Origin of the sequence: Kitasatospora sp. NPDC094019 (assembly GCF_044764505.1) — a bacterium.
In the GTDB taxonomy this organism is placed as follows: Bacteria; Actinomycetota; Actinomycetes; order Streptomycetales; family Streptomycetaceae; genus Kitasatospora.
Window position 1 is genome coordinate 13,638 of record NZ_JBIWIF010000033.1, and the last position, 25,387, is coordinate 39,024.

Below are 25,387 nucleotides of genomic sequence, written 5' to 3' on the forward strand. Positions count from 1 at the left end.
TGTGTTCGTCCCTTCCGGTCGTCGATGACTCCATAAAACAGCAACTCGGTAACGAAAGCAACTCAGTAACAAATTTATCCGAGTTATGATCTCTCCATGAGCCAGAGCGAACCAGAACCGGGTCTGCGGACCCTCAAGAAGCAGCGCACCCGGCAGGCCATCGCCGACGCCGCCATCGCCCTCTTCCTCGACCGGGGCTTCGAACAGGTCTCGGTGGCCGAGATCGCCGCCGCCGCCGAAGTCTCCAAGCCCACCCTGTTCCGGTACTTCGCCACCAAGGAGGAGCTCGTCCTGCACCGCTTCGCCGACCACCTCGGCGAGGCCGGCCGGGTGGTCCGCGACCGCGCCACCGGGGTCACCCCGCTCGACGCCCTGGAGCACCACCAGCTGGCCGCACTCGCCGCCCACGAGCCCCAGACCGGGCTGAACGACGAGCCCGAGGTGCTCGCCTTCCTCCGGCTGGTCTACGAGACGCCGGCCCTGTCCGGCCAGCTCCTGGACTACGTCGACGCCGACGCGGACGCGCTGGCCGAGGCCCTGGACCCGGACCGCGGCATCGCGGCCCAGCTGTTCGCCGCCCAGTACGTGGCCGTCCGCCAGGTGCTCGCCCGCACCGCCTGGGCCCGGCTGGCCGGCGGCCAGGACATCGCGGAGGCGGGCCCGCAGGCCGTCGCCGAGACCGCCACCGCGTTCGCCCTCCTGCGCGACGGCGCCCGCGCCCAGGGGTTCTGACCCCGGCCCACCGGCCCCCGCCACTCTCCCGCGCCCCTGGCGCCGCACCGGACCGGCCGCCCGGTGAATCGGTGAAGCACGTCACGGCCTCGCCCCGGTGCCCCGGCGGGCCGGGACGGGTAGGTTCCTGCCTCCAAGGGGAGCGACGCTCCCCCGGACGCGGATCCCGCCGTCATTGGCTCCTCCCAGGAGAGAGGCACGAGTGATGTCTGCACAGGACGCCACGCACCACCCCCCGCGGCGCATCGGTGTGGTGGCCGAGTCGGCCGCCGGGGAGACCCGCGTCGCCGCGACACCGGCCACGGTCCGGGGCATCCTCGCCCTCGGCTACGAGGTCGTGGTCGAGTCCGGGGCCGGCACGGCCTCCGGGTTCACCGACGGGGCCTACACCGACGCCGGAGCGGGCATCGGCGACGCCTGGGCGGCCGACGTCGTCCTGAAGGTCAACGCGCCGTCGACCGCCGAGGTCGCCCGGCTGCGCGACGGCGCGACCCTGATCGGCCTGCTCGCCCCGGCGCAGCGGCCCGACCTGCTGGAGACGCTGTCCGCGCGCCCGGTCACCGCGCTCGCCCTGGACGCGGTGCCGCGGATCTCCCGCGCGCAGTCGATGGACGTGCTCAGCTCGATGGCCAACATCGCCGGGTACCGGGCGGTGATCGAGGCGGCGCACGTGTTCGGCCGCTTCTTCACCGGCCAGGTGACGGCCGCGGGCAAGGTTCCCCCGGCGAAGGTCCTGGTGGCCGGCGCCGGTGTGGCCGGGCTCGCCGCGATCGGCGCCGCCTCCAGCCTGGGCGCGATCGTCCGCGCGACCGACCCCCGGCCGGAGGTCGCCGACCAGGTCAAGTCCCTCGGCGGGGAGTACCTGCCGGTGCGGGCCGAACAGGAGGCGAGCACCGACGGCTACGCGAAGGCCACCTCGGCCGACTACGACCGGGCCGCCGCCGCGCTCTACCACGAGCAGGCCCAGGACGTGGACATCGTCATCACCACGGCGCTGATCCCCGGCCGGCCGGCCCCCCGGCTGCTCACCGCCGAGGACGTGGCGGCGATGCGGCCGGGCAGCGTCGTCGTCGACATGGCCGCCGCCCAGGGCGGCAACGTCGAGGGAACGGTCGCGGGCCGGACCGTGGTCACCGCCAACGGCGTCACGCTGATCGGCTACACCGATCTCGCGGCCAGGCTGCCCGCCCAGGCTTCGCAGCTCTTCGGCACCAACCTGGTCAACCTGCTGAAGCTGCTGACCCCGGGCAAGGACGGGCAGCCGGTGCTGGACTTCGAGGACGTGGTCCAGCGGGCGGTGACCGTGGTCAGGGCGGGCGAGGTCACCTGGCCGCCGCCCCCGGTCGCCGTCTCGGCGGCGCCCGCCCCCGCCGCGGCTCCCGCGACGCCCACCGCCGCGGAACCGGCCCGGCCCCGGCTCGGCCCGGCGGCCCGGTTCGGCCTGATCGGCGCCGGGATGCTCGCCATGTTCCTGTTGATCGCTTTCGCTCCCGCCCAACTGGCCCAGAACTTCACGGTGTTCGCACTCGCCGTGGTCATCGGTTACTACGTGATCGGCAAGGTCCACCACGCCCTGCACACCCCGTTGATGTCGGTCACCAACGCCATCTCCGGGATCGTGGTGATCGGCGCCCTGCTCCAGATCGGGCACGGGAGCACGACCGTCACCGTGCTGTCCTTCGTGGCGATCCTGCTGACGAGTGTGAACATCTTCGGCGGCTTCGCCGTCACCCGCCGCATGCTGAGCATGTTCTCCTCGTCCCCGGAAAGGCGCTGAGTCCGATGACGTCCACGACGGCGGCCCACGCCGCGGATCTCGTCGCCGCCCTGTTGTTCATCCTCAGCCTGGCCGGGCTGTCGCAGCACCGCACCTCCCGCGCGGGCGTCGTCTACGGCATCGCCGGGATGGCGCTCGCCCTCGCCGCCACCGTCGTGGTGGCCTCGCGGAGCATCAGCGCCGGGGCGGTCGCCCTGATCGTCCTGGCGATGGCGCTGGGCGGAGCGGCAGGTCTGTGGCGGGCCCGGCAGGTCGAGATGACACAGATGCCGGAGCTCATCGCCGTGCTGCACAGCTTCGTCGGCCTCGCCGCGGTGCTGGTCGGCTGGAACAGCTACCTGGAGGTGGAGGCGCACGGCGCGGCGCAGACCGCCGTCTCCGGGGACCTCCTGGGCATCCACCACGCCGAGGTGTTCATCGGCATCTTCATCGGGGCGGTCACCTTCACCGGGTCGATCGTGGCCTTCCTCAAGCTGTCCGCCCGGGTCGCCTCCCGGCCGCTGGTGCTGCCCGGGAAGAACGCGCTCAACATCGGCGCGCTGGCCGGTTTCGTGGGGCTGACGGTCTGGTTCACGGTCAGCCCGGGCCTCGGGGCGATGATCGCGGTCACCGTCCTGGCGCTCGCGCTGGGCTGGCACCTGGTCGCCTCGATCGGCGGCGGCGACATGCCGGTCGTCGTCTCCATGCTCAACAGCTACTCCGGCTGGGCCGCGGCGGCGGCCGGCTTCCTGCTCGACAACAACCTGCTGATCGTCACCGGCGCCCTGGTCGGCTCCTCCGGCGCCTACCTGTCCTACATCATGTGCCGGGCGATGAACCGGTCCTTCCTCTCGGTGATCGCCGGCGGCTTCGGCATCGAGGCCGCCGCCGGCGGGGCCGAGGAGCAGGGCGAGCACCGGGAGATCCGGGCCGAGGAGGCCGCGCGGCAGCTCGCACAGGCCAAGTCGGTCGTCATCACGCCCGGGTACGGCATGGCGGTGGCACAGGCGCAGCACCCGGTCGCGGAACTCACCCGGCGGCTGCGCGAGCGCGGGGTCGAGGTCCGCTTCGGCGTCCATCCGGTCGCCGGACGGCTGCCCGGGCACATGAACGTGCTGCTGGCGGAGGCGAAGGTGCCGTACGACATCGTGCTGGAGATGGACGAGATCAACGACGACCTCGCCGCGACCAGCGTCGTCCTCGTCATCGGTGCCAACGACACCGTCAACCCGGCGGCCATGGACGATCCCGCCAGTCCGATCGCGGGCATGCCGGTGCTGCGGGTGTGGGAGGCGGAGCAGGTGATCGTGTTCAAGCGGTCGATGGCGTCCGGCTACGCCGGGGTGCAGAACCCGCTGTTCTTCCGCGAGAACAGCGCGATGCTGTTCGGCGACGCCAAGCAGAGCGTGGAGGACATCCTCCGGGCCCTGGACGCCGAGCGGCCCGACGGCGCGGCCGCGGCGGTCCGGCCGGTGCCGCCGACGGACCGGGCGGGCGTGTAGCGGGCGCGTTCGGCGAGGGCCCAGGGGGCGTCCGGAAAAACTTTTCTCCGGACGCCCCCGTCGTGTCGATCCCGCGCCCTCCCGTTCGACCTGGGGTAGAGAGGGTCGGACAGCGACTCCCCCGTACCGAGGAGAAGAGCAATGGCGAAGTACATGTTGATCATGCGTGGCAGCGACGAGACGCGCGAGAAGATGATGGACACGCCCTTCGAGGAGATCCTCGACATCATGGGCCGCTACAACGACGAGCTGATCCGGGCCGGGGTGCTGGTCGCTGCCGAGGGGCTCGACGACGCGTCGACGGGCGTGGTGGTCGACTTCACCGGGGAGGCGCCGATTGTCACCGACGGGCCCTACGGTGAGACCAAGGAACTGTTCGGCGGCTTCTACATCCTCGACGTGGCTTCGCAGGACGAGGCGGTCGCCTGGGCGAAGCGACTGCCGTCCCTCCCGGGGATGAAGATCGAGATCCGGCGGGTGCCGGGCATCGACGAGTTCCCGCAGGACAACAAGTGGATCATCCAGGAGCGGGAATGGCGCGAGCGGACCGGCCAGCTCTGAGCACCGGACCGACCGACGGCGGCGGGTCCGCCGGGCACCTCGACGGCGCGCCGGGCGCCGAGGCCGCCCGGCGGGCCGTCGAGGCCGTGTGGCGGATCGAGTCGGCGCGGATCGTCGGCGCGCTCACCCGCTTCACGGGCGACTTCGACCTCGCCGAGGACGTCGCCCAGGAGGCCGTGGCCGAGGCCCTCGTCTCCTGGGCGCGCGACGGCGAGCCGGCCAACCCGGTCGGCTGGCTGCTCGCCACCGGACGGCGCCGCGCCATCGACCGGTTCCGCCGCCGCTCCGCCCTGGACGAGCGCTACGCCGCCCTGGCCGGCCGCCTCACCGAGGGCGGGGCGAGTTCCGGCGCCGATCCCGTCCCCGGCCGACCGGACGACCCGCCGTGGGACCCGGACGTGATCGAGGACGACGTCCTCGCGCTGATGTTCGTCGCCTGCCACCCCGTACTGTCGCCCGAGGCCCGCGCGGCGCTGACCCTGCGGGTGGTCGCCGGACTCTCCAGCGAGGAGATCGCCCGCGCCCTCCTGGTCCCGGTTCCCACCCTCCAGGCCCGGATCACCCGGGCCAAGAGGACCGTCGCCGCCGCCGGCGTCCCCTTCGCGGTCCCGCCGCCGGAGGAGCGGCGCGAGCGCCTCGGCGGGGTGCTGAGCGTGCTCTACGTGATCTTCACCGAGGGCTCGACGGCGACCAGCGGTGACCGTCTGCTGCGCGCCGACCTCGCCTACGAGGCGATCCGACTGGCCCGCACCCTGTCCGCGCTGCTGCCCGGGGAGGCGGAGGTGTCCGGCCTGCTGGCGCTCTTCGAGCTGACGGCCGCGCGCTTCCCCGCGCGCACCGGGCCCGACGGCGAGCCGGTCCTGCTGGAGGACCAGGACCGCCGCCGGTGGGACCGTTCGGCCGTCCGGCGCGGACTGGCCGCACTCACCCGGGCCACCGCCACCGGCCACGGACTGGGCCCCTACGGCCTCCAGGCGGCGATCGCCGCCTGCCACGCCGGAGCCCCGTCGGTCGCGGAGACGGACTGGCCGCGCATCGTGCTGCTCTACGAGGCACTCGGCCGGGTCGCGCCCTCCCCCGTGGTCGACCTCAACCGGGCGGTCGCCGTCGCCATGGCCGCCGGACCGGAGGAGGCCCTGCGGATCGTCGACGACCTGGCCGCGTCCGGCCGGCTCTCCGGCTCCCACCTGCTGCCGGGCGTGCGCGGCGAACTGCTCACCCGCCTCGGCCGTACCGCCGAGGCCCGGTCGGAGCTGGAGCTCGCCGCCCGGATGTGCCGCAACACCCGCGAGCGCTCGGTCCTGCTGCGCAAGGCCGCCGCCCTGGCCTGACGGCCCTGGTGCGCCCCGGTGTCGCGGCTCTCCTCGGCGGCGCGGCCGTCCCGGCCTTCAGGGCACGGGTGTCGCGGAGGGGGCGAGCACCGGCGGGCCGGTGATCAGGGTGCCGTCCTCGGCGTACGGGGTCCCGTTCGGCACACAGCCGTGCAGACCCTTGATCTGCTGCATCATCACCGGCGCCGGCGCGCCCTGGCCCGGGCAGTCGACATGACCCTGGCCGAGGATGTGCCCGACCTCGTGGTTGACGGCGAGGGCGTGGTAGAGCTCGGGCTTGCCGGTGTAGAACTCCGAAAGCTCCTGCCAGCGCTTGAGGTTGATGACGACCTGCTTGCCGGCGGCGCAGTTCACCCAGCCGCCCGTGTCCAGCCCGTACTGTCCGCAGATCCGGTCGGTGGACTTCGGGGTCGCCAGGTACACGGTGAAGTCGACCGGGTCGGCGTCCACGCGCTGGAAGGACTGCTCACCGCTGGCGGCCCAGCCGCGCCGGGCGTCCCCGAGCACGGCGTCCACCTCGGCGGCGAACTGCGCCGGCGTGATCTTCAGGCCGTTCTCGGCCCGCACCTTGTACCGGTACAGGTGCTCCCCGGTGCCGACCCGCTCGGTGCCGCCGGGCGCGGTGGTGAAGGCCAGGGACTTCGGCGCGTCGTCCGCCCACGGCTGCCACCACCAGGTGCCCGCCGCCACGGCGGCGACGACCACCAGGGCGACCGCCCCGTACTTCGCCCGCCCCGCGGGCAGCCGGGCCGTCACCCGGCCCACCGGGCAACGGCCTCGCGTATGGAGCGGCGGAAGGTCGGGGCCGCGGTGGGCACGGAGCCCCGGGCACGGGCCCGTCCGGAGTGGATCAGTACATCGTTCATACCGAATAGTACGATTCGAGACCCTTCCGCGGTTCACCCGGGTCCGGTCCCGATCCGGCGGACCGTCACCGCCGGGCCCGGGCAGCGGCCCGGATCAGGGCTTGGCGCGGAGGACGTCGATGTTGCCGAACCGGGTGCGGGCGCGGACCTCGACGGTGTCCTCGGACTTCCCCGGGGCGTCGGAGGTGGAGAGCATGTTGCGGACCTGGCCGGAGGTCGAGCCGAGGTCCAGCCAGGCGGCCGTGCCCTCCCGGATGCCGACCTCGATGGCACCGTAGGAGGTCTCCAGCTGGACGTTGCCCCGGGCGACCTCGCCGATGCGCAGGGTGCCGTGGGCGGTGGTGGCGGCGACCGATCCCCCGGCCCGGCGGACCTCGATGTCGCCGTTGGCCCCGCTCACCCGCAGATCGCCGTTGGCGAGGTCGACGGTCGTACTGCCGTGCGTGTTCTTCAGCACGGCGGGACCGTCGATCCGGCCGATCCGCAGACTGCCGGAACTGGTGGTGACCTCCGCCTCGCCCTCGATCCGGTCCACGCTGATCGAGCCGTGCGAGGCGGCCAGCCGCAGCGGACCGGTGGTGTCCAGACGGACGTCCCCCGAGGAGGTCTTCACCTCCGTCCCGCCCAGCCGCCCCTCGCCCAGCACCTGGGTCCAGGCGCCGCCCAGCTCGATCCGCGAGCCCGCGGGCAGTTCGACCGTGACGTCCACGGTGCCGGTGCGACCCACGAGGTAACGCGGCCTGGGCGTCCGGACGGTGAGGACCCCGGCGGCGAAGCCGACCTCGGTCTGCTCGGCGGACCGCACGTCCAGGTCCTTCTTCGGGTCGCGCGGCCGCACCTCGACGACGGTGTCCGGCCGGGCGGCGGCGATGAAGTGGATGGAACCGGCCTCGACGTGCGCGGTGACGGCGATCGGGTCGGGGGTGTCGTACGAAGGCATGGCGGCGCGTCCTCGGGTCTCGGGTGGGGTCCGTCGTGTCGACGGGCGGTCCGGCGAACGGTGCTACCGGCGGACCGGCCCGAGCCGGCGGCGCGGGCTCTCTACAGACGGGGAGGGGTTCATGACGCCATAGTGGCACCACCATGGCGTCATAGGCAAGCTCTTTTCACGCCCGAGCGATACGGAGTAGACGCCACTTCGCCCCGACCCGGCGAGCGCGGCGACGCCGGACCGGCGTCATGATGGCGCCGAATGACGCCAAGTGGCACCAGGCGCGACGCTGCTCAGACGCCGCCGTCCGCCGCCTCGCCCGCTCCCCCGTTCACTCCCCCGACCGCACCCACCAGCAGCCACCGCGCCGGCAGCTCGATCCGGTCACCGTCCGCCGTGAACTCCGTGGTGGCCAGCGGCAGGTCACCGGAGTCCAGGACCGTGAGCCCGGCGGCGCCGAACAGCTCCGGGACGGCCGCGTCGGCCACCCCGGCGGGGGCCAGCCCGTGGGCGAAGACCGGGCGCAGCTTCGGCGGCGGCCCCGCCGGACTGCCGGCCAGGTCCGCCAGGACCTGCTTGGACGCCTCGGCCAGCTCGACCACGAACGCCCGGCCGCGCCGCCCGACCAGCACCGCGACGGCCTCCGCGACCGGCCCCCGGTCGGCCGGATCGCTCTGGTGGATCACCCCGCGCAGGTAGAGGTTGGCGTCGCCGAGGCGGTCGTGGAGCGCGCGCACGGCACCGGCGTCGGTGGCGTCCAGGCGGCCGTACTCGGCCCGGCCGGCCGGGTCGTTCCGCCGGGCCAGCTCCACGGCGGCCTCCGACAGGTCGAGCCCGAGCACCCGGCCGAACCGTGCGGCCAGGAAGCGCGTCTGGGTCCCGCTGCCGCAGCCGAGGTCGACCACCGGCAGCTCCGGGTCGACCAGCCCCGGCCGGAACAGCGCGAGGTGGAGTTCCGCCACCAGGGCCGCCTCCGCGTCCCAGATCACCGCCCCGGGCTCGTCCGGCGCGTCCCGCCAGAACCCCTCCCAGGCGCCCAGGTACCGATGCGTCACGGTCACGACGGAGACCTCCAAGTCTCACTCGCAGTGACCGCACTGTATCCACCGGTCGACGTCTCCGACGGCCGCGGCGGCACCAAGAGCCGCGGGACCGGGCATCACTCACCTCTTCGAGTGACGGCGGATCATACGGGGTTGACCGGAGCGACGGACGGACTTCGCCACAGGATCGTGGCGTGGGCATGACAGCCGGTAGCGTCGCCGCCGACCGTGATCGACTCGGAGGGGTGGACTGGCGTGCGCAGCACAGCGAAGGCGGACCGGCGGCTACTGGTCAGCGTGTTCGGACCGCAGGAGGCCCGGGAGGCCGTGCTCGGGGGAGCCAGGATCATCGACAGCGAGGACCCGCGCAGCGCCCTCGGCACCATCAAGCCGCGCCGGATCATGGACATCGCGGACGCCGTGCTCGCCGCCCGCCGCGACCTGCCGGTGCAGCTGAGCACCAACATCGGCGAGGACCAACTGCTGCACCGGCGCGCGGCCAACGGCCTCGCCGTCGCCAAGTCCGCCTACGAGACGGTCGGCAAGGCCGCCCAGTCCGCCCTCGGCGTCGCCGTCGCGATGGGCACCCTGGTCCACCCCTGCCCGATCGTGAAGGTCGGCCTCGACGGCATGGACGTCGACCGGATCGGCGAGGTGCTGGGCGAGATCACCACGACCCTGCGCCGGACCGACGGGCTGCGCCGGACCAGGGTGATGTCGGTGCTCTTCGCCCAGGACCTCGACCTGTGGGACGCGCGCAGGACGCTTCCGCAGGTCCGCCGAGCCCTGGTCGGCCTGCGCGAGTACGACCCGGCCGCGCCGGACACCCCCGACGCCTTCGACCTGGCCGATCTCGCCGACGCCCTGCTCGGCGACGACGGGCGCCCGCTCTTCTCCCGCCGCCCGTCCGAGGCGGAACTCAAGGCCGCCGGAGCCCTGCCGACCGCCGCGCGCGGCACCCACGTCACCGTCAACGAGCCGTTCGCGCACGCCGATCACGGCCTGACCCGGCAGCGCCGCACCGACCGCGAGGCGATCCGCGCCATGGTCGGGGCGAGCACGGCGGCCGGCGCCGACGCCATCATGATCGACACCAGCATCCTGCTCAAGGTCGCCAGGATCGGCCTGATCTCCACCGCCGGGAACGAGGAGGTCGTCGACCTCGACGCCCACGACACCGACGCCCACGGACTGCCCCGGACCGGCATCCTCACCCTCGACGAGATCCGCTTCTTCGTCGACCTGTGCCACGCCGCCGGCCTGGAGGCCAACCTGGCCGGCTCGGTGCAGAGCCACCAGGCGCAGCAGATCTGGCGGCTGGTCCCCGAGCTCGACCAGCTCTCGGCGCGCGGCGGCGTGGTGGCCCCGGCCCGCGACCCGCTGGGCAGCACCGGCACCGGCACCGATCTCGGTACTCGGCACGACCGGGTCGTGCGGAGCGAACTGGTCACCGGTCTGGTGCCACCGGAGCAGGGCGGGTACCTGGTCGTACCGGAGCACATGGCGCGCTCGCCGAAGTTCCGGCCGGACCTGGACGCCCTGCTCGCCCGGCACCCCGACCTGGTGGTCCGGTTCGCCGGCCCCGACGGCATGCCGAGCGGCGCCGGGTCCTGATCCGGCGTCGGGCGCGCGGGTCGGCCGGGGCGCGCGGGTCGGCCGGTGCGCGCGGGCGTACGGGGGCCGGAGGGGCGGCGGCGCCTCCCCTCCGGCCACGCCGCGGTGTCAGGTGTTGATCACGCTGCCGCAGTTGCCGACCGGGACGAAGCCGTACGCGACGATCACGGCGGGGTGGGCGCAGATCCAGCCCTGTGGACCGAAGACGCTCCTCAGCGCCGCGCCATGGGCGTTGGCACCGGCGTACTCGGCGCCGCGGAAGATGTGCCAGAGCAGCCGGCCGTAGGGCGAGGCCAGGAACGGCGCGTTGATGTTCTTCGCGGAGTCGATCGGCACGATCCCGTTGATGCCGCGCGGGGTCAGCGGGCCGGGCGACTCCACCGCCGTGCCGTGGCCCCGGTACACCTGGTCGACGTAGACGCCCACCGAGTACGGGAACACCACGTCCACGTCGTCGAGGACCGGGGCGGTGCCCTGGTCGTTGCGCGGTCCGGAGGTGACGCAGGTGCCGGGAAGGATCGCGGTGCCGCCGCCGAGGGCCTTCAGGAAGGCGACCCGGGTGTCCGAGGTGGCCGGCGGGAGGTAGGGCTTGATGGTGGCGTTGACGAGCGACGGATCGATCTGCAGCCAGTTGGTGGCGGTGCATTCGTAGATGGCCCTGAGCTGGGCGGTGCTGAGGTCGGCCGGCGCGTGGCCGCCCGCCTTGGCGGACCAGGAGACGGCGTCCTTGGCGAACGGCACGAAGGAGTACGGCCGGGGGTCGCCGGGCGACACGCCGCGGGAGGACCGGACGAAGTCCAGCGTGCCGAGCGTGGTGGTGATCAGGGCGGCGAAGCCCGGCCCGGAGCCGTCCGGCCGGTTCATCGTCACCGCGCCGGCCTTGGGGGTGATCGGGTTGACGCCGGTCACGTCCCAGCTGTAGAGCCGCGGCAGACCCGGCGCGGCGGCCGCGTTGTAGTCGGCGGAGGTCCGGTTCATGAACCGCTGGGTGGTGTCGACCCCGACGCCCACCAGATCGGTGGCGGCGGGCACCACACCGGGCGGCGGATCGGCCACCGCCACCGGTGCCAGTACGGCGGTCGCGCACACGGCGGCCGCGAACCCGGTCGCCGCACGGGCAAGAATCGAACGCATCGAGGATCCCCTCCTGGTGTGGCCCCGTCGGCCCGACCGGCCGCGGGTGCGGTCATCCTCGATCGCGGGACCGCTCGCGGACAATGCCAGCCCCTCGGCAACTGTCCTGCAGTGCCCATGAGTTGACGTGGCCGACCTGCGCCGGTCGGCGGAACGGGCAGGGTCGGACGGGGTCGGCCGGGGCAAGAATTCTTCCCTCGGCCATCCGGCGATCCGGCGAGCCCGGCTTGCGCGGCGTCGACGGACCGCCCCCCGCCCGGTGGTACCGACGCGCCGGGGGCGGCCACGGGGCCGGCGGCGTCGGCGGCAACCGGCCCCGGGCCGTTCCGGCGTCCTACCGGAAGCCGTACGGGCTCAGGCGAGCTTCCTGCAGAGCAGCGCGTACGGCCGCGCCGCCCAGAGCTGCCACCACGGCTGGCCGTAAGCCACGCCGGCGACGAACTCGTCGTCCGCGCACTGGCCCTTGCCGAAGCCGTACGCGAAGTCACCGCCGCCGGCCACCGTCGGGCGGTTGTCGCCGTTGTCGAACCACAGGGTGCGGCTCGCCGTGCCGAGCGGGGTGGCGGACTCGGCGCAGAGCACGCCGAGCGTCCGGCCGTTGCGGCTGTAGCCGGAGACGAAGGAGTCGGCGGGGCACTGGGCCTTGGTGTAGCCCGGCGCCCAGTCGCCGGTCACGTACGTCCCGCCGTGGTCGACGACGTAGCCGTGGTTCGCGTCCCAGAGGTTCGCGCGGGTGACGTCGCTGCAGAGGCCGTTGTCGCTGCCGTGGGCGAGGCCCAGCAGCCGGGTGCCGTCGGGGCAGGACGCCTTGAGGGCGTAGGGGTCCCAGTCCGGCCGGGTCCGCAAGTAGGTGGACTGGTTGTCGTCGATCACGCCGGCGCTGAGCGTGGTCCAGTTCACCAGCGGCACCGGGGACTGACCGGCGCTCCAGGAGGTGATCGGCCACTCGCGGTGGAAGGCCAGGAACGGCAGGTCCTGTTCGAGGACCGGGGTGCCGAGGATCACCAGCCGGGCCATCAGCGCCCCGTTGATGTCGAGTCCGCCGTACAGGGCGAGCGTTCCGTTGACCTCGGGCTCGGGGTGGGTGGCGTCCAGCACCACCGAACCGTTCACCGCCACCCGCAGGTAGGGCTCGATCGACGCCTTCACGCCGACCGTGTCGTAGAGGGCGACGGAGGCTTCGGCCAGCAGCCCGGCCTTCGCCGTGGCGGAGCCCCGGAGGTCGAGACGCAGCGGGGAGACGGTGGAGCTGCCGGGGTCGGTGGTGGTGGTCCACCCCGGGCCCTTGACGTAGTCGGAGTGGACGCCCCAGGTGCCGTCGTACGCCTGCTCCGCGTCGAGGGTGACGGTGCCGTCGGCGCTGACGTCGGCGTAGAGGGTGAAGGCCAGGTTGATCACCACGGGCAGGACGCCGACCATGACCACCGGGCTGGCGCTGTACGAGGCCAGGGCGATCCGGACCGGGCCGGTGCCGCCGGTGAGGGCGGCGGCGACGTGCCAGTCCGCGTGGGCGCCGAGGGTGAAGCCGATCCGGGCCTGTTCGGGGTCGACGAGGCCGAGTCCGCCGCGGTAGGAGAAGTCGACGGCCGGGTGGAGCTCGACCGATCCGGAGAGCCTCACCGAGGAGCCGCCCGGCAGCGGGACGGTGGCGTCGGCGCTCAGGCCGAGGCCGCCGGAGACCGAGCCGCCGCCGGAGGTCGGGCCGAGGTCGGTGGTGACCTGGAGGCCGCTGATCCACGGCTTGACCTCGAAGGCGGCGGGGCTTATCGCGCTGTGCAGGTCGGCGCTGCTCGCGCCGAGCAGCTCGGGGAGGGTCGCCGGGCGGGTGGTGACGGCCACCGTGCCGTCCGCGGCGGGCCGGACACCGGTGACGGCGACCAGGGCGCCGTGCGGGGCGGCCCGGGTGGGCGGACTGTCGATCAGCTGGCCCGGCTGGACGGCGGCGGGCACGGCGCCGGCGACGGACTCGGCGGCGGGCGCGGACTCGGCGCTTCCCGTCCCGGCCGGGGCCAGTACGGCGGTGCCGGCCTGCGGGTCGTAGGAGGAGAGCGCGAGCGCCGGGGCCGCGGTGGTGGTGGCGGGCGCGCTGCCCTGCGCCGGCCGCACCACGGTGGCCTCGGAGGTACTGCCGGCGGCCGGGGGTGCCAGCGTCGTCGGGATGCCGGGAGCGTCGGGCGCACCGGCGGCTGCCCGCGCGGGGGCGGAGGGGCCCGCCGCGGTGATCGCGGTCGTCGCGGTGGGTGTGGTGGGCGTCGCGCCGGCCGCGGTGGCCGAGGTCGCGCCGAGGATGCTGCCGCAGAGGAGGAGCACGGTGGTGGTGGCGGCGGCTGACAGCGTCAGCTTGCGCACGGTCACGTGGAGGGTCCCTTCGTGTCAACGGTGCTTTGGTGGTGCCGACTTGTGGCCGACCGGGGTCACCGGCGGCTCCGGCAGCGGGAAGCTAGCAGTCGGCGGAGGGCGTCTCCTGGTGCTATGTGACGTTTCACAGGTCGCGATCATCAAGATGTCATGTCCCCGCCGCTGAAGCTTTGCCCCGCACTCGCCGCCCCGGGAGGCCGGGGCGGCGCGGAATCGACACCGCACGCTCCTTCACTGAACTCGCGCGCCCCGGGGGCGACAAGCCGCCCGCCGGGGGCGCGCGGGGGCGCGACGGAGCACTCCCGCGACCCGCGCGACACCGCCCGCGGACGCGGACGCGCCCACCCGGGGCGGCGACCCCCGACCCGCGGCGGCGGTCGACACCGCCGCGGGACGCGCGCCCGAAGCGCGACCGGAGGGGGCGTCAACGGCCTTGCGTCAACACGGTGATGACGAAGTTCACCTGACGGGGTGGAGTAGCGGACCAATCCGTCAGCAGACCAACCATCCCGTCCTGCCGGGGTGCTAAGACTACGAAGCATGCGCAACAGGGCGCAGCGGTTGACCGGGACGGGCCGGCGCGGGAGGGAGGCGGGGCGGATGCGGGTGGGTGGAACGGGTCGGACGGTTGCCGTGGCCGGGGTGGATTTCGGCTGGGGCAGCTCCGGGAAGCTGAGTGCGGTGCTGGCCGCCCTGCAGGCCCGCGGCGGCGAGCGGACGAGATTCGTCGGACTCGCCTCGGGGCTGGGGCGGCCGGTGCTGGCGGGCTCGCCCGTGGAGCGCTGGTTCGACCTTCCGGACCCGGAGCCGGAGCGCGAGCTGGCCCGGATCGTCCGGGAGCAGCGGGTCGCGGCGGCGCTGGTGGTGCTCGACGGCCGGCTCGCGCGGGCGCTCGGCGACTGCGGGGTCCCGGTGGTGTTCGTGGACAGCCTGCCGTTCCTGTGGACGGAGGGGGACCGCGCCGAACTCCCCCTGGACGCCGAGGTCTACTGCGCGCAGCGGTGCGTCGACCTGCCGCCGGAGTGCACCGGGGTACTGGCCGACGTGCGGCGGCTGCGCTGGGTGGACGCGGTGATCGCCGGGGGCGGGGCCGACCGCCGCGCGGCTCCCGGACCGCGGCCGCGCCGGGCGCTGATCAGCCTGGGCGGGCTGCGCGCGCCCCAGCTCGACGACTGGGCGAGCTATCCGCAGCTGGTGCTGCCCGCCGCGCTGGAGGCACTGGCCGCGTCCGGGGCCGAGGAGGTGCACGTCGCCGGGAACCTCCCGGCCTGGCTGGCCGGGCAGTTGGTGGACTCCTGTCCGGTGCCGGCGTCCACCACGGTCGGCGCGCTCTCCCACGAGGACTTCCTCCGCCGCCTCGCCGAGTGCGACGTCCTGCTCGCCTCCCCCGGTCTGACCACGCTGCTGGAGGCCGGTCGGCTGGCCGTGCCGACGGTCTGCCTGCCGCCGCAGAACCTCAGCCAGATCTTCAACGGCCGCTTCCACGAGCGGGCCGTGGGCGGCGGATCGCGCGTCGTCTGGCCCAAGGACGTGTTCGCCGAGGACGAGGCGCTGGCCCTGCGGACGGGCGGCGAGGGGCGGGCGCTCGACCTCATCTACGGCGGCATCGCCCGGGCCGCCCAACAGTACCGGCGCGCCACCACCGCCACCGTGCGCGGCCGGGTCGCGGAGGCGCTGCGCCGGGTGGAGCTGGAGCCCGGCACCGACTGGGGCGCGCTGACGGCCGAGGTCGGGACCGGCGGCGCGGCCCAGGTCGCCGACGTGCTGGTCGAAGTCCTGGGGGCCGCCGGCCCCGCCCGCTGACGTGTCCGACCGGTCCGAGCATCACCGACGACGAAAGGGTCCGGGTGTCCGCCACCACGCCGACGCGCGCTCGCTACCTGTTCATCCGCATCCTCGAAGCCTGCAACGCCGACTGCTTCATGTGCGACTTCGCCCTCTCCCGCGACACCTTCCGCTTCTCCCGCGCCGACTTCGCCGAGCTGCTGCCGCAGGCCCGGGCCGCCGGGGTGGGGTACGTCCGCTTCACCGGCGGCGAGCCGCTGATGCACCCGGACGTCGTGGAGCTGGTGCGCGCCGGCGCCGAGGCGGGCATGCGGATGTCGTTGATCACCAACGGCTCGCTGCTGCCGAAACTCGTGAAGGACCTCGCCGCGGCCGGGCTGGCCCAGGTGATCGTCAGCCTGGACGGCGCCTCGGCGGCCACCCACGACACCTACCGCCGCTCCCCCGGGATGTTCGAGGCCGGACTGCGGGGCCTGCGACTGGCCGACGGGCTGGGGGTGCTGCCGCGCGTCAACACCGTGGTCGGGCCGCACAACTACACCGAGATGCCGGAGCTCCGGCGGGTGCTGACGGAGGCCGGGGTGCGGCAGTGGGAGCTGTCCGCGCTCAAGCTGGACCGCTCGATCCGCTACCCGGACCCCGACCACGTGCGGGCGGTCTGCGACCCGCTCTACGAGGCCGGTCCGCAGAGCGCGCTCGTCCCGATGGGCAAGCGCTTCTACGGCGACACCCCGGAGGAGCAGTGGCGCTACTTCGAGGAGTCCACCCCGCCCCGGGCCTCGCTGCCACTCTGCCACGTCACGGACGACGTCATCTACATCGACGGGCGGCGCGGCCGGATGCACGCCTGCAGCTGCATCCCGCACCGGGAGGACGCCGACGGCCCCGGGGGCGCGCCGATCCGCGAGAACGGCGTCCTGCTGCTGGACACCCCGGCCTTCCGGGAGCACGTCGACCACTTCCGTGAGCAGGGTCCGCTGGTGTGCAGCGGGTGCTCGACCACGGCGGCCGGCTACAGCGACGACGTGGCCCGGCTCGGAGAGGTGGCACCGTGGCGGTACTGACCACCGGCACGGTGGGGCCGGCCACCGGCCCCACCGTGCTGCTCGCCTGCCGCGAGCAGCAGTTGGACTCCGTGCTCGCGCTGCGCCGGGTGGCCGCCCACCTCGGCGACCTGCCCCGGTCGACGGACAACGGGCACGTGCTGCGGGGTCACGCCCTGCCCGGCGCCGCCCTGGTCTGCGACGAGGAGGCGACGACCGCGCGTCTCGCCCGGCTCGGAGTGCCGGTGCTGCACCTGCGCTCGGCCCCCGGCGCCGCCCTCGCCCCGCTCTCCGCCGACCGGCTGCTCGCCCGCGCCCAGTGGCCGGGCTGGCTGGAGCACCCGGGCGGCGACCGGCCCACCGGGCTGCTGGCGCCGGTCCGGCTGAGCCGTCGACGGGAGCGGCGCGGCACCCTGCTGCTGCTCTCGTTCTGGGACGTCCCGCCACCGGAGGCCGAAGCCTTCGCCGCCGGGCCGCTGCCCGCGCTCGTCCGGGAGGCCGTCCGCCGCACCGGTTCCTGCGCCGTGGTCGGGGACACCGGGCTGGACCGGGTCCGCGACGCCACCGCCCGACTGCCCGGGGTGACGGTCGACGAGGCGGCCGCGGCCGACGCCGACGACCTGCACGCCCGCGCCGAACTCCTGCTCGCCTCGCCGACCCTGGCCGCCGTCGCGCTGGCCCAGGCCCGGCGCGCGCCGCTCGCCTTCCTCCCCGCGCTCGGCGCCGCCCAGCGGGACCTCGCCGAGCGGGTCACCCGGCTCGTCCCGGTGCCCGTCGCCACCGACCCCACCGATCCCGACCTCTGGCAGCCGCCCCCGGCCGAGGAGCAGTGGGGCGCCGTCGGCCCCGGCCTCGACGATCTGCGCGGCGCGCAGGGCGTCGCCCGTACCGTCCGCCAACTCCTGCTCGCGCCGCCGTAGTCGCCACTCCCGCCGCGGTCGCCGCGCCCACCGCCGCCGGCCGACGTCCCCCCTTCGTAGGGAGCCACACCATGTCCCACGCCGCCCCCACCGACCGCGAAGACACCACCGGACCGCCCCCGGCCAGGCCCGCCCCGGACGGGGCCGAGTGGGACGACTGGCGCTGGCACATGCGCAAGCGCGTCAACACCGCCGCGAAGGCCCGGGAGTGGATCAACCTCACCGAGGACGAGGAGCGGGCCATCGCCGGGGTGGCCGGCCGCTACCGCTGGAGCATCACGCCCTACTACGCCTCGCTGATGGACCCCGACGACCCGCTCTGCCCGGTCCGCCAGCAGGCCGTGCCCGCCGCCGAGGAGTTGCTGGAGTTCCCCGGCGCCGAGGTCGACCCGGTCGGCGACACCCTCTACCGGCGCACCAACCGGGTGGTGCACAAGTACCCGGACCGGGTGATCCTGCTCGTCACCGAGAGCTGCCCGGTGTACTGCCGGCACTGCACCCGCAAGTTCCACACCACCGACCTCCAGGGCAGCTACTTCCGGGACGACGAGGGCGGCGCCTACGACGAGGACCTCCGCTACATCGCCGAGCACCCGGAGGTCCGGGACGTGCTGCTCACCGGCGGCGACCCGCTCTCCTACCAGGACGGGCGGCTGGAGGAGATCGTCGCCGGGCTGCGCGCCATCCCCAGCGTGGAGATCATCCGGATCGGCTCGCGCTTCCCGGTGCTGCTGCCGCAGCGGATCACCGAGGACCTCTGCACGATGCTCTCCCGCTACCACCCGGTGTGGCTGAACACCCACTTCAACCACCCCAAGGAGATCACCCCCGAGTCGGCCGCCGCCGTCGACCGGCTGCTGCGCCACGGCATCCCCGTCGGCAACCAGACCGTGCTGCTGCGCGGGATCAACGACGACGTCCCGACCATGCGCCGGCTGATGACCGAGCTGCTGCGCATCCGGGTCCGCCCGTACTACCTGTACCACTGCGACAACGTCACCGGCGTCGCGCACTTCATGACCTCGGTCGAGAAGGGCTGGGAGATCATGGAGGGTCTCCAGGGCCACATCACCGGGTTCGGCGTCCCGCAGTACGTCCTCACCACGAAGATCGGCAAGATCCCGGTCTCCCGCCCCTCCTTCACCGAGACGCCCGACGGCGGGCTGCTGCTGCACAACTTCCGCGGCCAGCAGCTGCACGTCGACGCCACGACGCACCCGATCACGGAGACGGACGCCCGATGACCCTCCACCAGCGGCAAGGCCAGCGCTTCCTCCCCTACGGCGCCAACTACCTCGACTGGTCCGACATGGCGGAGCTCAAGGAGGTGATCGACCACCAGGTGCTGTTCCGCTACCAGACCGAGCAGGAGAGCATGGCCTCCCGGCTGGAGCGCCGGGTGAGCGAGCGGCTCGGCGTCGCCCACACGCTGGCCGTGCACAACTGCACGGAGGCGCTGCGGCTGGCGCTGATCTCCACCCGCCCCTCGATCGGCGATCCGGTGTACATCCCGGCGGTCACCTTCGTCGCCGTGGCCGGAGCGGTGCTGTCCTGCGGGCTGATCCCGGTGCTGGTCGACGCCGACGAGTCGCTCGCCCTGGACCGGACCCTGCTGCCGCCGGACGCCCGGCGGGTGATCGTGGCCCACATGGAGGGCTCGGTGGCCGCGCTCCCGGAGGGTGTGCCCCACCTGATCGAGGACTGCGCGCAGACCCTCGGCGGCCGGTTCCCGGACGGCCGCGAGGTCGGCACGGTCGGCTACGCCGGGGTGTTCAGCTTCCACCACAACAAGGTGCTCACCTCCGGGGAGGGCGGCCTGGTGGTCACCGGTGACGACCGGGCCGCGGCCACCATGCGCTGCTACCACGACCACGGTTCGGCGCGGGTGCCCGGCCACTACCCGACCTGGGACCAGGACGCCCACTTCGGCGAGAACTTCGTCACCAGCGAGGAGGTCGCGGCCGTCCAGTGCCAGCAGTTCCGGCACCTGGACGAGGTGCTGGCCGGGCTGGAGCGGATGTACGGCATCGCGCTGGCCGAGCTGCCCGGCCGCGCGGACATCCGGCCGCTGCCGCGCGCCCGCGGCGACGTCAAGGTGAGCATGCGCCTGCGCTGCGAGTCCCGGGAGCTGCGGGACGCCGCCGTGGCGGCGCTCACCGCCGAGGGCATCGCGCACTGGACGCTCGGCAAGTACCTGCTGCCCGAGCACCCGGTGCTCACCGGCCGCCGCTCGCTGTACGCCGACGGCTTCCCCTGGAACCACGCCCCCGAGGGGCCGCTCCAGCTCAGCCGGGACGGCTTCGCCCGCACCCGCGACCTGCTGGACCGCACCCTGTGCCTGCCGCTCTCCCCCGAGCTGACGGAGGCCGAGCAGGCGGCCTCGGTCAAGGCGATCCGCCGCGTCCTGGAGACGGTGTGAGCGGCACGGGCCCGGTGCTGCTCATGGTGGACGACCGGCCGTCCACCTTCACCCGGTACGCGGCCCGCACGCTCCCCGAGCACCTCGTGCTGCTGCGCTTCGAGGAGCTGCGCGCCGACCTCTCCGAGGAGCACCTGCGCCGCACCGCCCACCTGCCCGCCTTCTGGGTACGGGCCGGGGAGCCGCTGGAGCGGGAGGCGGAGCGCTACCGCGCCTGGGCCGCCGCCGAACTCCCCGTCGCGCCCGCGCGGTTCTGCAACCCGTCCGAGCCGCGGCAGGCGCTCGCCCAGCGCTTCGCCGCCCTCACCGGGCTGCCGCACCTGACCGCGCGGCAGGTGGCCTGGGTCCGTGACAAGGCCGCGATGAAACAGCGTTTCCGCGAACTCGGCCTGCGCACCGCCGCGTTCACCCGGATCCGGGACGCCGCCGGGATCACGGCCTTCGCCGCCGAGCAGGGCTGGCCGCTGGTACTCAAGCCGGTGGACTCCTTCGCCTGCGTGGACACCCACCGGCTGGACGGGCCCGAGGCGCTGCCCGGTCTCGACCTCACCACCCGGGACTGGATGGTGGAGCAGTTCCTCGGCGGCACCGAGTGGGAGGTCTGCGCGGTCGTCCACCGGGGCGAGGTCCTGGACGCCTGGCCGAGCGCGATGCCCTGCCGTCCGCTGGACATCGTCGACGGCGCGATGAACGCCAACATCAGCGTGGGCACCGACGAGGCGCCACCGGTGGACCTGCGGGCGCTGCTGCAGACCGTCGTCACCGGTATGGACATCGACCACGGCTACGCGCACATGGAGTTCTTCCTCGTCGACGGCGAGCTGTACGCCGGTGAGATCGGGCTGCGGCTGGCCGGCTGCGAGATCCCGGCCAACCACGGGCACGCGTACGGCTTCGACGTCTTCGGGGCCACCCTGGACGTCTACCGCGGCCTCGCGCCGGACCTGAGCTATCGTCAGCGACGGTGCGCGGGCGACCTGTTGCTCCCACTGCCGGGTTCCGGGACGGTCCGCCGGATCACCCCGGCGGAGGAACTGCTGCGTGTCCCCGGGGTGGTCGACGCCGTTCTCAAGGTCGGGGTCGGCGACACGGTCTCCGCCCGACGCGCCTCGCACAACGCCTCGGGCTACGTGCACGTGGTCGGGGCCTCGATCGAGGAGGTGGAGCGGCGGATGCGCGAGGTGCTCGGCGCCTTCGTGATCGACCTGGCCCCCGCCGTCGCCCCCACCCCTTCGCCCGACCCCGCCGTCGCCCACACCCCCGTTGCCGCCTCCGTCCGGGAAGGAGCCCGTTGAACCAGGTGAACCAGGTGAACACCACCGCCCCCGAACGGGACACCCTGGCCGACCGCGTCGGCGCACTGCTGCGCCGCCCGCACGTGCCCGCGGTGGCGGGGTGGAGCCTGGTCTGCCGGCTGCCGGTCTACCTGATGTCGCTGGCCACCGTGCTGGTGGTCCGCGAGCAGGGCGGCAGCTTCGCCCAGGCGGGCCTGACCAGCGCGCTCTACACCGCCGGGATGGCGGTCGGGGGGCCGCTGGTCGCCCGGCGACTGGACCGCGCCGGCCGGCGGCCGGTGCTGCTCGTCACCGGCCTCTGCTACCCGGCGGCGCTCGCCGTGACGGCCTGGGCCACCCGGCCCGGCTCCTGGGGGCAGCTCGCCGCCGCCACCGCCGCCGGGATCGCCCTGCCGCCGGCCAACGCCTGCATGCGCTCGCTCTGGGCACGGCTGCCACTGGCCGACACCGAGCGGGACACCGCCTACCTCTGGGAGGCGATCCTCACCGAGGTCCTGGTGATCGGGGCGCCACTGATGCTGGCCGCCCTGATGCTGACCGGTTCGGCCGCGCTGGCCGTCACCGTCGTGGCCGCGCTCGGCGGCGCGGGCGCGCTGGGGCTGGCCCTGGTCCGGCTCCCGCCGGGGACGGACCCCGAGCCCGGCACCGGGCGGCGCGACCTGCTCGGACCGCTGCGCAACCCGGCGATGCTGGCACTCACCGCCGTGATGGCGGCCAGCGCCGTGCCGATCGGGCTGCTCACCCTGGGCATCCCGGCCTTCGTGGCCGCGCACGGCTCACCCGGCGGCACCGGTGTCGTCTACGCCTGCTGGGGCGTCGGCAGCGCACTGGGCGCGATCTGGCTCGGGCGCTCGCAGTCCGACGTCCCGGCGGCGGTGCGGTTCCCGCGCCTGGTCCTGGCCTACGCGCTGGGCACGGGTCTGACCCTGGCGGCCGGCTCGCAGCCGCTGCTGGCCCTCGCCCTGGCCGTCGGCGGCGCGCCGATCGCGCTGGTGTCGGCCGTGGAGATGACCCTGGTCGGCGTGGTGGCCCCGAACGGCTCGCTGGCGGAAGCCTTCACCTGGGCGTCGCTGGCCACCGTGCTCGGTGACGCGGTGGGCCAGCAGGCGGGCGGACTGCTGGTGGAACCGCTCGGCGCGCGCGGGGTGTTCGCCGTCGCCTTCGCCGTCGCGCTGGGCGCCGCCGTGCTGGCCTTCGCCGTCCGCCCGCTGCTCGACCGGGTCACCACCGCCCCGGCCGCCGCGGAGTGCGCCGCGTGACCGGCCGCCCCGCCCCCGCGTCGGGACCCCGGCAGGCCCGGCCGCCGCCTCCGCCCCGCCCACCGCGGGCCACGGGCCCGGCGCCGCCCGTCGACCGGTGCCCCGCACCGGTCCGGTGCCGTCGCCGGTCCGCCGCCGTCCGTCCACCACTCCCCTCCCGCCCACGAGGTCACCGACGATGAAGCCCGAAGGCCGGCTGTTCCGGCCCGTCAAGCTCGCCCAGTTCCCCTCGGCCGTCAAGGAGTTCCTGGCCTCCCCGGACGCCTCCCCGGCCGACTCCCGCCAGGCTCCGGACGCCTCCCCCGGACCGGCCCCGGGCAGCGTCGGCGTCCCGGTCCCGGTCGACGGCCGCGCGGACCTGGTCCAGAGCCTCGACCTCGCCGAGCCGTTGTACGACGCCCTCCACCGCCCCCGGCCACTCGATCTCGGCATCGTCCTCGGCGCCGACCGGCTCCCGGACGGGCTCGCCGAGCTGGCCGGACCACTGGCCGCCGAGTGGCTGCCCGAGGAGCGGCTCGCCGACACCGCCGCCTTCCTCCGCGACCATCCCGGCAGCCTGCTGCTGGTCGGCGGCTACGACCACCTCACCCTCGACCCGGTGCGCTCGCTGCTGTTCGCCACCTACCGCAGCCGCACCCACACCCTCACCCTGCTCAGCGGGCGCGACGCCGCCTCGCTCGCCTGGAGCGTCGCCAAGCAGTACGCCCGGCCGGCGGCCGCGATCGGCGCCGTCGGGCTGTTCACCGACACCGACCGGCCGCCGCACCTGCCCGGCGTCCAGGTCCACGACGACCGGGACTTCGAGCGGGTCGACATCCAGGCCGCGATCCTCGGCACCCGCTGGCGCAAGGTCGCCTTCCAGGGCCACGGCAAGGACGACAGCGTCAACCTCGGCGAGTTCACCATCTGCGGCCTCAGCCCGGCCGCCGAGGCCCGGCCCGGACTGCTCGGTCCGCGCTGCTCCTACGGACTGCCCTGCTACAAGCCCGAGGACAAGCTCGTCCCGCTGCACCGGGTACCGGCCGTCGAGGTGGTACTCAGCGCCTGCAACAGCGGCCCGCTGGCCGACCTGGCGCTGTACGACCCGAAGTACCAACTGCTGCTCAACGCGCTGGACGGCCCGGCCCGCACCGTGGTCGCCGCCGTCTCGGTGCACGACTCGGACCGACCGGAGAACGTCGCCTGGATGCGCGCCGCCCTCACCGGCGGCGACACCGTCGACACCCTCAACGCCAGCCTGGCCGGATCGCACCCGTACCCGGCCTTCCTGCGGTTCGGCCTGCCGGACTCCACCGCGCCCGCGCCCGAGCCGGTCGACCACCGGCCCGACCCGCTGCTGCTCACCGTCGGCCGCCGGCTGAACGCCCTGCTCGGTTCCGAACTCCTGCCGCACAACCACGCCCTGCGGCCCCGGCTGACCAAGCTGGCCCGGAAGGTGGACCTCTGGGTGGCCCGGCCCACCCATCTCGCGGACCAGTCCGCCGACGAGATCCGGGCCTCGCTCACCGCCGACCTGCAGTCGCTCGACCACGTGCTCGCCGGGCAGGTCGCGGCGGACCCCGAGGACGAGCTGATGAACTATCCGGCGCACTTCGGCGACCGCAGTTCGCTGGACCCCGAGGTGCGCGAGGTGACCTGTCACTGCGGGCGCCCGGCCCAGGAGTTCACCCGGCGCGGCCTGCTCCCGCAGATCCTCGACACCGTCTGCGCCGTCTGCATGCGCTGCGGGGACGTCACCTTCCGGCTCCCGGAGGCGCCCTCGCTGCTCGCCCACAGCGCCGACGAGGTCCGGCAGGGCGGCGTCCTGGAGGTGCGTGCCGAACTCACCGCCGCCCGCAGCGGCCCCGTCCGGCTCGGCCTGTTCGTCCCCGGCTACCTGCGCGCGGACGCCACGGTCGAACCCGAGCACGCCAAGGTCCGCGCCGTCGGCGGACAGCCGACGGACGTCGGGTTCCGCGTCCGGTTCGACCCGGCCACCGCCCCGCAGGCGTACTACTTCACCGTGTTCGCCGTCCAGGACCTGGCCGTCTCCACCGCCCGGCGCCACTTCGGCGTCCTGCCCGGCTGACCCCACCGGCCCCGACCCCACCGGCCCGACCCCACCGGCCCCGACCCGACCGGCTTGCCCTCACCGGCCCGGTCACCCGCCGCCCCGACCCCGCACTCCGAAGGCACCCGACTCCGAGGAGACCACTGCCATGACCAGTACCGACACGAGCACCGCGCCCGGCGCCAAGCCCGACATCCAGCTCATCGAGCAGAACGGCGAGGTGACCCTCAGCATCGGCGGAGAGCAGGCCATGCAGGCATGGGAGCGCGACCTCATGTGGGCGAGCGCCGACATGCTCTGCGAGTACGGCCGCGACTTCTACGAGGTCGGACTCGGCCTCGGCCTGTCCGCGCTGCGGATCGCCCAGAACCCGGCCACCCGCAGCCACACCGTGCTGGAACTCTTCGACGAGGTCGAGGACCTGTTCCGCGCCGCGCACCCGGAGGTGCCCGACAACCTCACCGTCGAGCGCGGGGACTTCTTCCAGCGGATCTTCGAGCTGCCCTCGGAGAGCGTCGACGGGATCTTCTTCGACCCGGCCCTCGACATGGAGGTGTGGACCGACACCGCGCTGTGGGCCCGCACCATGCCCGAGGTGGTCCGGGTGCTGCGCCCGGGCGGGGTGTTCATCCCCTTCTTCAGCACCAAGCCCGAACTGCGCTGGCAGTACACCCCGCACTTCCGCTCGATCCGCGTCGAGCGCCACCCCTACACCGCGTACGACACCACCGAGTACACCCACGGCACCAGCGGTGACGCCTACATCCAGTGCTTCCTCAAGGACTGAG

At 74.1% G+C, this 25,387-nt stretch carries 20 protein-coding genes; 15 read left to right on the forward strand and 5 right to left on the reverse strand.

What is annotated here, in order from left to right; genetic code table 11:
* Positions 1 to 96: 96 nt before the first annotated feature.
* The 5 genes from ACIQ9P_RS37845 to ACIQ9P_RS37865 all read left to right on the forward strand — a co-directional run bounded on the left by ACIQ9P_RS37845 (position 97) and on the right by ACIQ9P_RS37865 (position 5,882).
* Positions 97 to 732, forward strand: coding sequence for a TetR family transcriptional regulator (locus ACIQ9P_RS37845; protein ID WP_402366648.1), 636 nt, complete (start codon positions 97 to 99; stop codon positions 730 to 732).
* A gap of 205 nt (positions 733 to 937) precedes the next feature.
* A complete protein-coding gene (locus ACIQ9P_RS37850; RefSeq protein WP_402366651.1) occupies positions 938 to 2,509 on the forward strand; it encodes a Re/Si-specific NAD(P)(+) transhydrogenase subunit alpha in 1,572 nt (523 codons plus the stop codon).
* A gap of 5 nt (positions 2,510 to 2,514) precedes the next feature.
* Positions 2,515 to 3,990, forward strand: coding sequence for a Re/Si-specific NAD(P)(+) transhydrogenase subunit beta (gene pntB, locus ACIQ9P_RS37855; RefSeq protein WP_402366654.1), 1,476 nt, complete (start codon positions 2,515 to 2,517; stop codon positions 3,988 to 3,990).
* A gap of 141 nt (positions 3,991 to 4,131) precedes the next feature.
* Positions 4,132 to 4,551, forward strand: coding sequence for a YciI family protein (locus ACIQ9P_RS37860; protein ID WP_093858586.1), 420 nt, complete (start codon positions 4,132 to 4,134; stop codon positions 4,549 to 4,551).
* A complete protein-coding gene (locus ACIQ9P_RS37865; RefSeq protein ID WP_402366657.1) occupies positions 4,524 to 5,882 on the forward strand; it encodes an RNA polymerase sigma factor in 1,359 nt (452 codons plus the stop codon). Before ACIQ9P_RS37860 ends, ACIQ9P_RS37865 begins: the two co-directional genes overlap by 28 nt.
* 57 nt (positions 5,883 to 5,939) lie before the next feature.
* On the opposite strand, the gene ACIQ9P_RS37870 is transcribed toward ACIQ9P_RS37865, so the two are convergent.
* The 3 genes from ACIQ9P_RS37870 to ACIQ9P_RS37880 form a co-directional block, all read right to left on the reverse strand.
* Entirely contained in the window at positions 5,940 to 6,647 is a 708-nt protein-coding gene (locus tag ACIQ9P_RS37870) for a DUF3152 domain-containing protein (RefSeq protein ID WP_402366660.1), read from the reverse strand.
* A 195-nt stretch (positions 6,648 to 6,842) separates the two neighbouring features.
* Positions 6,843 to 7,688 carry a DUF4097 family beta strand repeat-containing protein gene (locus ACIQ9P_RS37875; protein WP_402366663.1) on the reverse strand — a complete coding sequence of 282 codons (846 nt, stop codon included), beginning with the start codon at positions 7,686 to 7,688 and terminating at the stop codon, positions 6,843 to 6,845.
* 284 nt (positions 7,689 to 7,972) lie between these two features.
* The gene (locus ACIQ9P_RS37880) at positions 7,973 to 8,740 is read right to left on the reverse strand and encodes a class I SAM-dependent methyltransferase (RefSeq protein ID WP_402366666.1); all 768 of its coding nucleotides are present in this window, start codon (positions 8,738 to 8,740) and stop codon (positions 7,973 to 7,975) included.
* Positions 8,741 to 8,977: 237 nt separating this feature from the next.
* On the opposite strand from ACIQ9P_RS37880, the gene ACIQ9P_RS37885 reads away from it, so the two are divergent.
* On the forward strand, positions 8,978 to 10,336 hold the full coding sequence (locus ACIQ9P_RS37885; protein WP_402366669.1) for a (5-formylfuran-3-yl)methyl phosphate synthase: 1,359 nt from the start codon (positions 8,978 to 8,980) through the stop codon (positions 10,334 to 10,336).
* 108 nt (positions 10,337 to 10,444) lie between these two features.
* Here the strand turns inward: ACIQ9P_RS37885 and ACIQ9P_RS37890 are convergent, their stop codons facing one another.
* Together ACIQ9P_RS37890 and ACIQ9P_RS37895 are read right to left on the reverse strand one after the other, a co-directional pair.
* Positions 10,445 to 11,470, reverse strand: a complete 1,026-nt coding sequence (locus ACIQ9P_RS37890) for a substrate-binding domain-containing protein (RefSeq protein WP_402366672.1) — start codon at positions 11,468 to 11,470, stop codon at positions 10,445 to 10,447.
* A gap of 354 nt (positions 11,471 to 11,824) precedes the next feature.
* Positions 11,825 to 13,825: a hypothetical protein gene (locus ACIQ9P_RS37895; RefSeq protein WP_402366675.1), complete on the reverse strand. Its 2,001-nt coding sequence runs from the start codon at positions 13,823 to 13,825 to the stop codon at positions 11,825 to 11,827.
* A 636-nt stretch (positions 13,826 to 14,461) separates the two neighbouring features.
* On the opposite strand from ACIQ9P_RS37895, the gene ACIQ9P_RS37900 reads away from it, so the two are divergent.
* The 9 genes from ACIQ9P_RS37900 (at position 14,462) to ACIQ9P_RS37940 (ending at position 25,386) form a co-directional block, all read left to right on the forward strand.
* On the forward strand, positions 14,462 to 15,631 hold the full coding sequence (locus ACIQ9P_RS37900) for a hydroxymethylcytosylglucuronate/cytosylglucuronate synthase (RefSeq protein ID WP_402366678.1): 1,170 nt from the start codon (positions 14,462 to 14,464) through the stop codon (positions 15,629 to 15,631).
* 44 nt (positions 15,632 to 15,675) lie between these two features.
* Positions 15,676 to 16,677, forward strand: coding sequence for a cytosylglucuronate decarboxylase (gene blsE / locus ACIQ9P_RS37905; RefSeq protein ID WP_402366681.1), 1,002 nt, complete (start codon positions 15,676 to 15,678; stop codon positions 16,675 to 16,677).
* Positions 16,665 to 17,576 (forward strand): CGA synthase-related protein, encoded by a 912-nt coding sequence (gene blsF / locus ACIQ9P_RS37910; protein ID WP_402366684.1) that lies wholly within the window; start codon positions 16,665 to 16,667, stop codon positions 17,574 to 17,576. Before blsE ends, blsF begins: the two co-directional genes overlap by 13 nt.
* 71 nt (positions 17,577 to 17,647) lie before the next feature.
* Positions 17,648 to 18,820: an arginine 2,3-aminomutase gene (blsG, locus tag ACIQ9P_RS37915; protein WP_402366687.1), complete on the forward strand. Its 1,173-nt coding sequence runs from the start codon at positions 17,648 to 17,650 to the stop codon at positions 18,818 to 18,820.
* Complete coding sequence (locus tag ACIQ9P_RS37920) at positions 18,817 to 19,995, forward strand: DegT/DnrJ/EryC1/StrS family aminotransferase (protein WP_402366690.1); 1,179 nt, start codon at positions 18,817 to 18,819, stop codon at positions 19,993 to 19,995. The genes blsG and ACIQ9P_RS37920 overlap by 4 nt, the downstream gene beginning before the upstream one ends.
* Positions 19,992 to 21,290, forward strand: a complete 1,299-nt coding sequence (locus ACIQ9P_RS37925) for an ATP-dependent carboxylate-amine ligase (RefSeq protein ID WP_402366693.1) — start codon at positions 19,992 to 19,994, stop codon at positions 21,288 to 21,290. The genes ACIQ9P_RS37920 and ACIQ9P_RS37925 overlap by 4 nt, the downstream gene beginning before the upstream one ends.
* Positions 21,291 to 21,295: 5 nt before the next feature.
* Complete coding sequence (locus ACIQ9P_RS37930) at positions 21,296 to 22,549, forward strand: MFS transporter (protein ID WP_402366723.1); 1,254 nt, start codon at positions 21,296 to 21,298, stop codon at positions 22,547 to 22,549.
* A gap of 178 nt (positions 22,550 to 22,727) precedes the next feature.
* Complete coding sequence (locus tag ACIQ9P_RS37935; RefSeq protein WP_402366695.1) at positions 22,728 to 24,617, forward strand: hypothetical protein; 1,890 nt, start codon at positions 22,728 to 22,730, stop codon at positions 24,615 to 24,617.
* Between the two features lie 130 nt (positions 24,618 to 24,747).
* Positions 24,748 to 25,386: a class I SAM-dependent methyltransferase gene (locus ACIQ9P_RS37940; RefSeq protein ID WP_402366698.1), complete on the forward strand. Its 639-nt coding sequence runs from the start codon at positions 24,748 to 24,750 to the stop codon at positions 25,384 to 25,386.
* Position 25,387 lies beyond the last annotated feature (1 nt).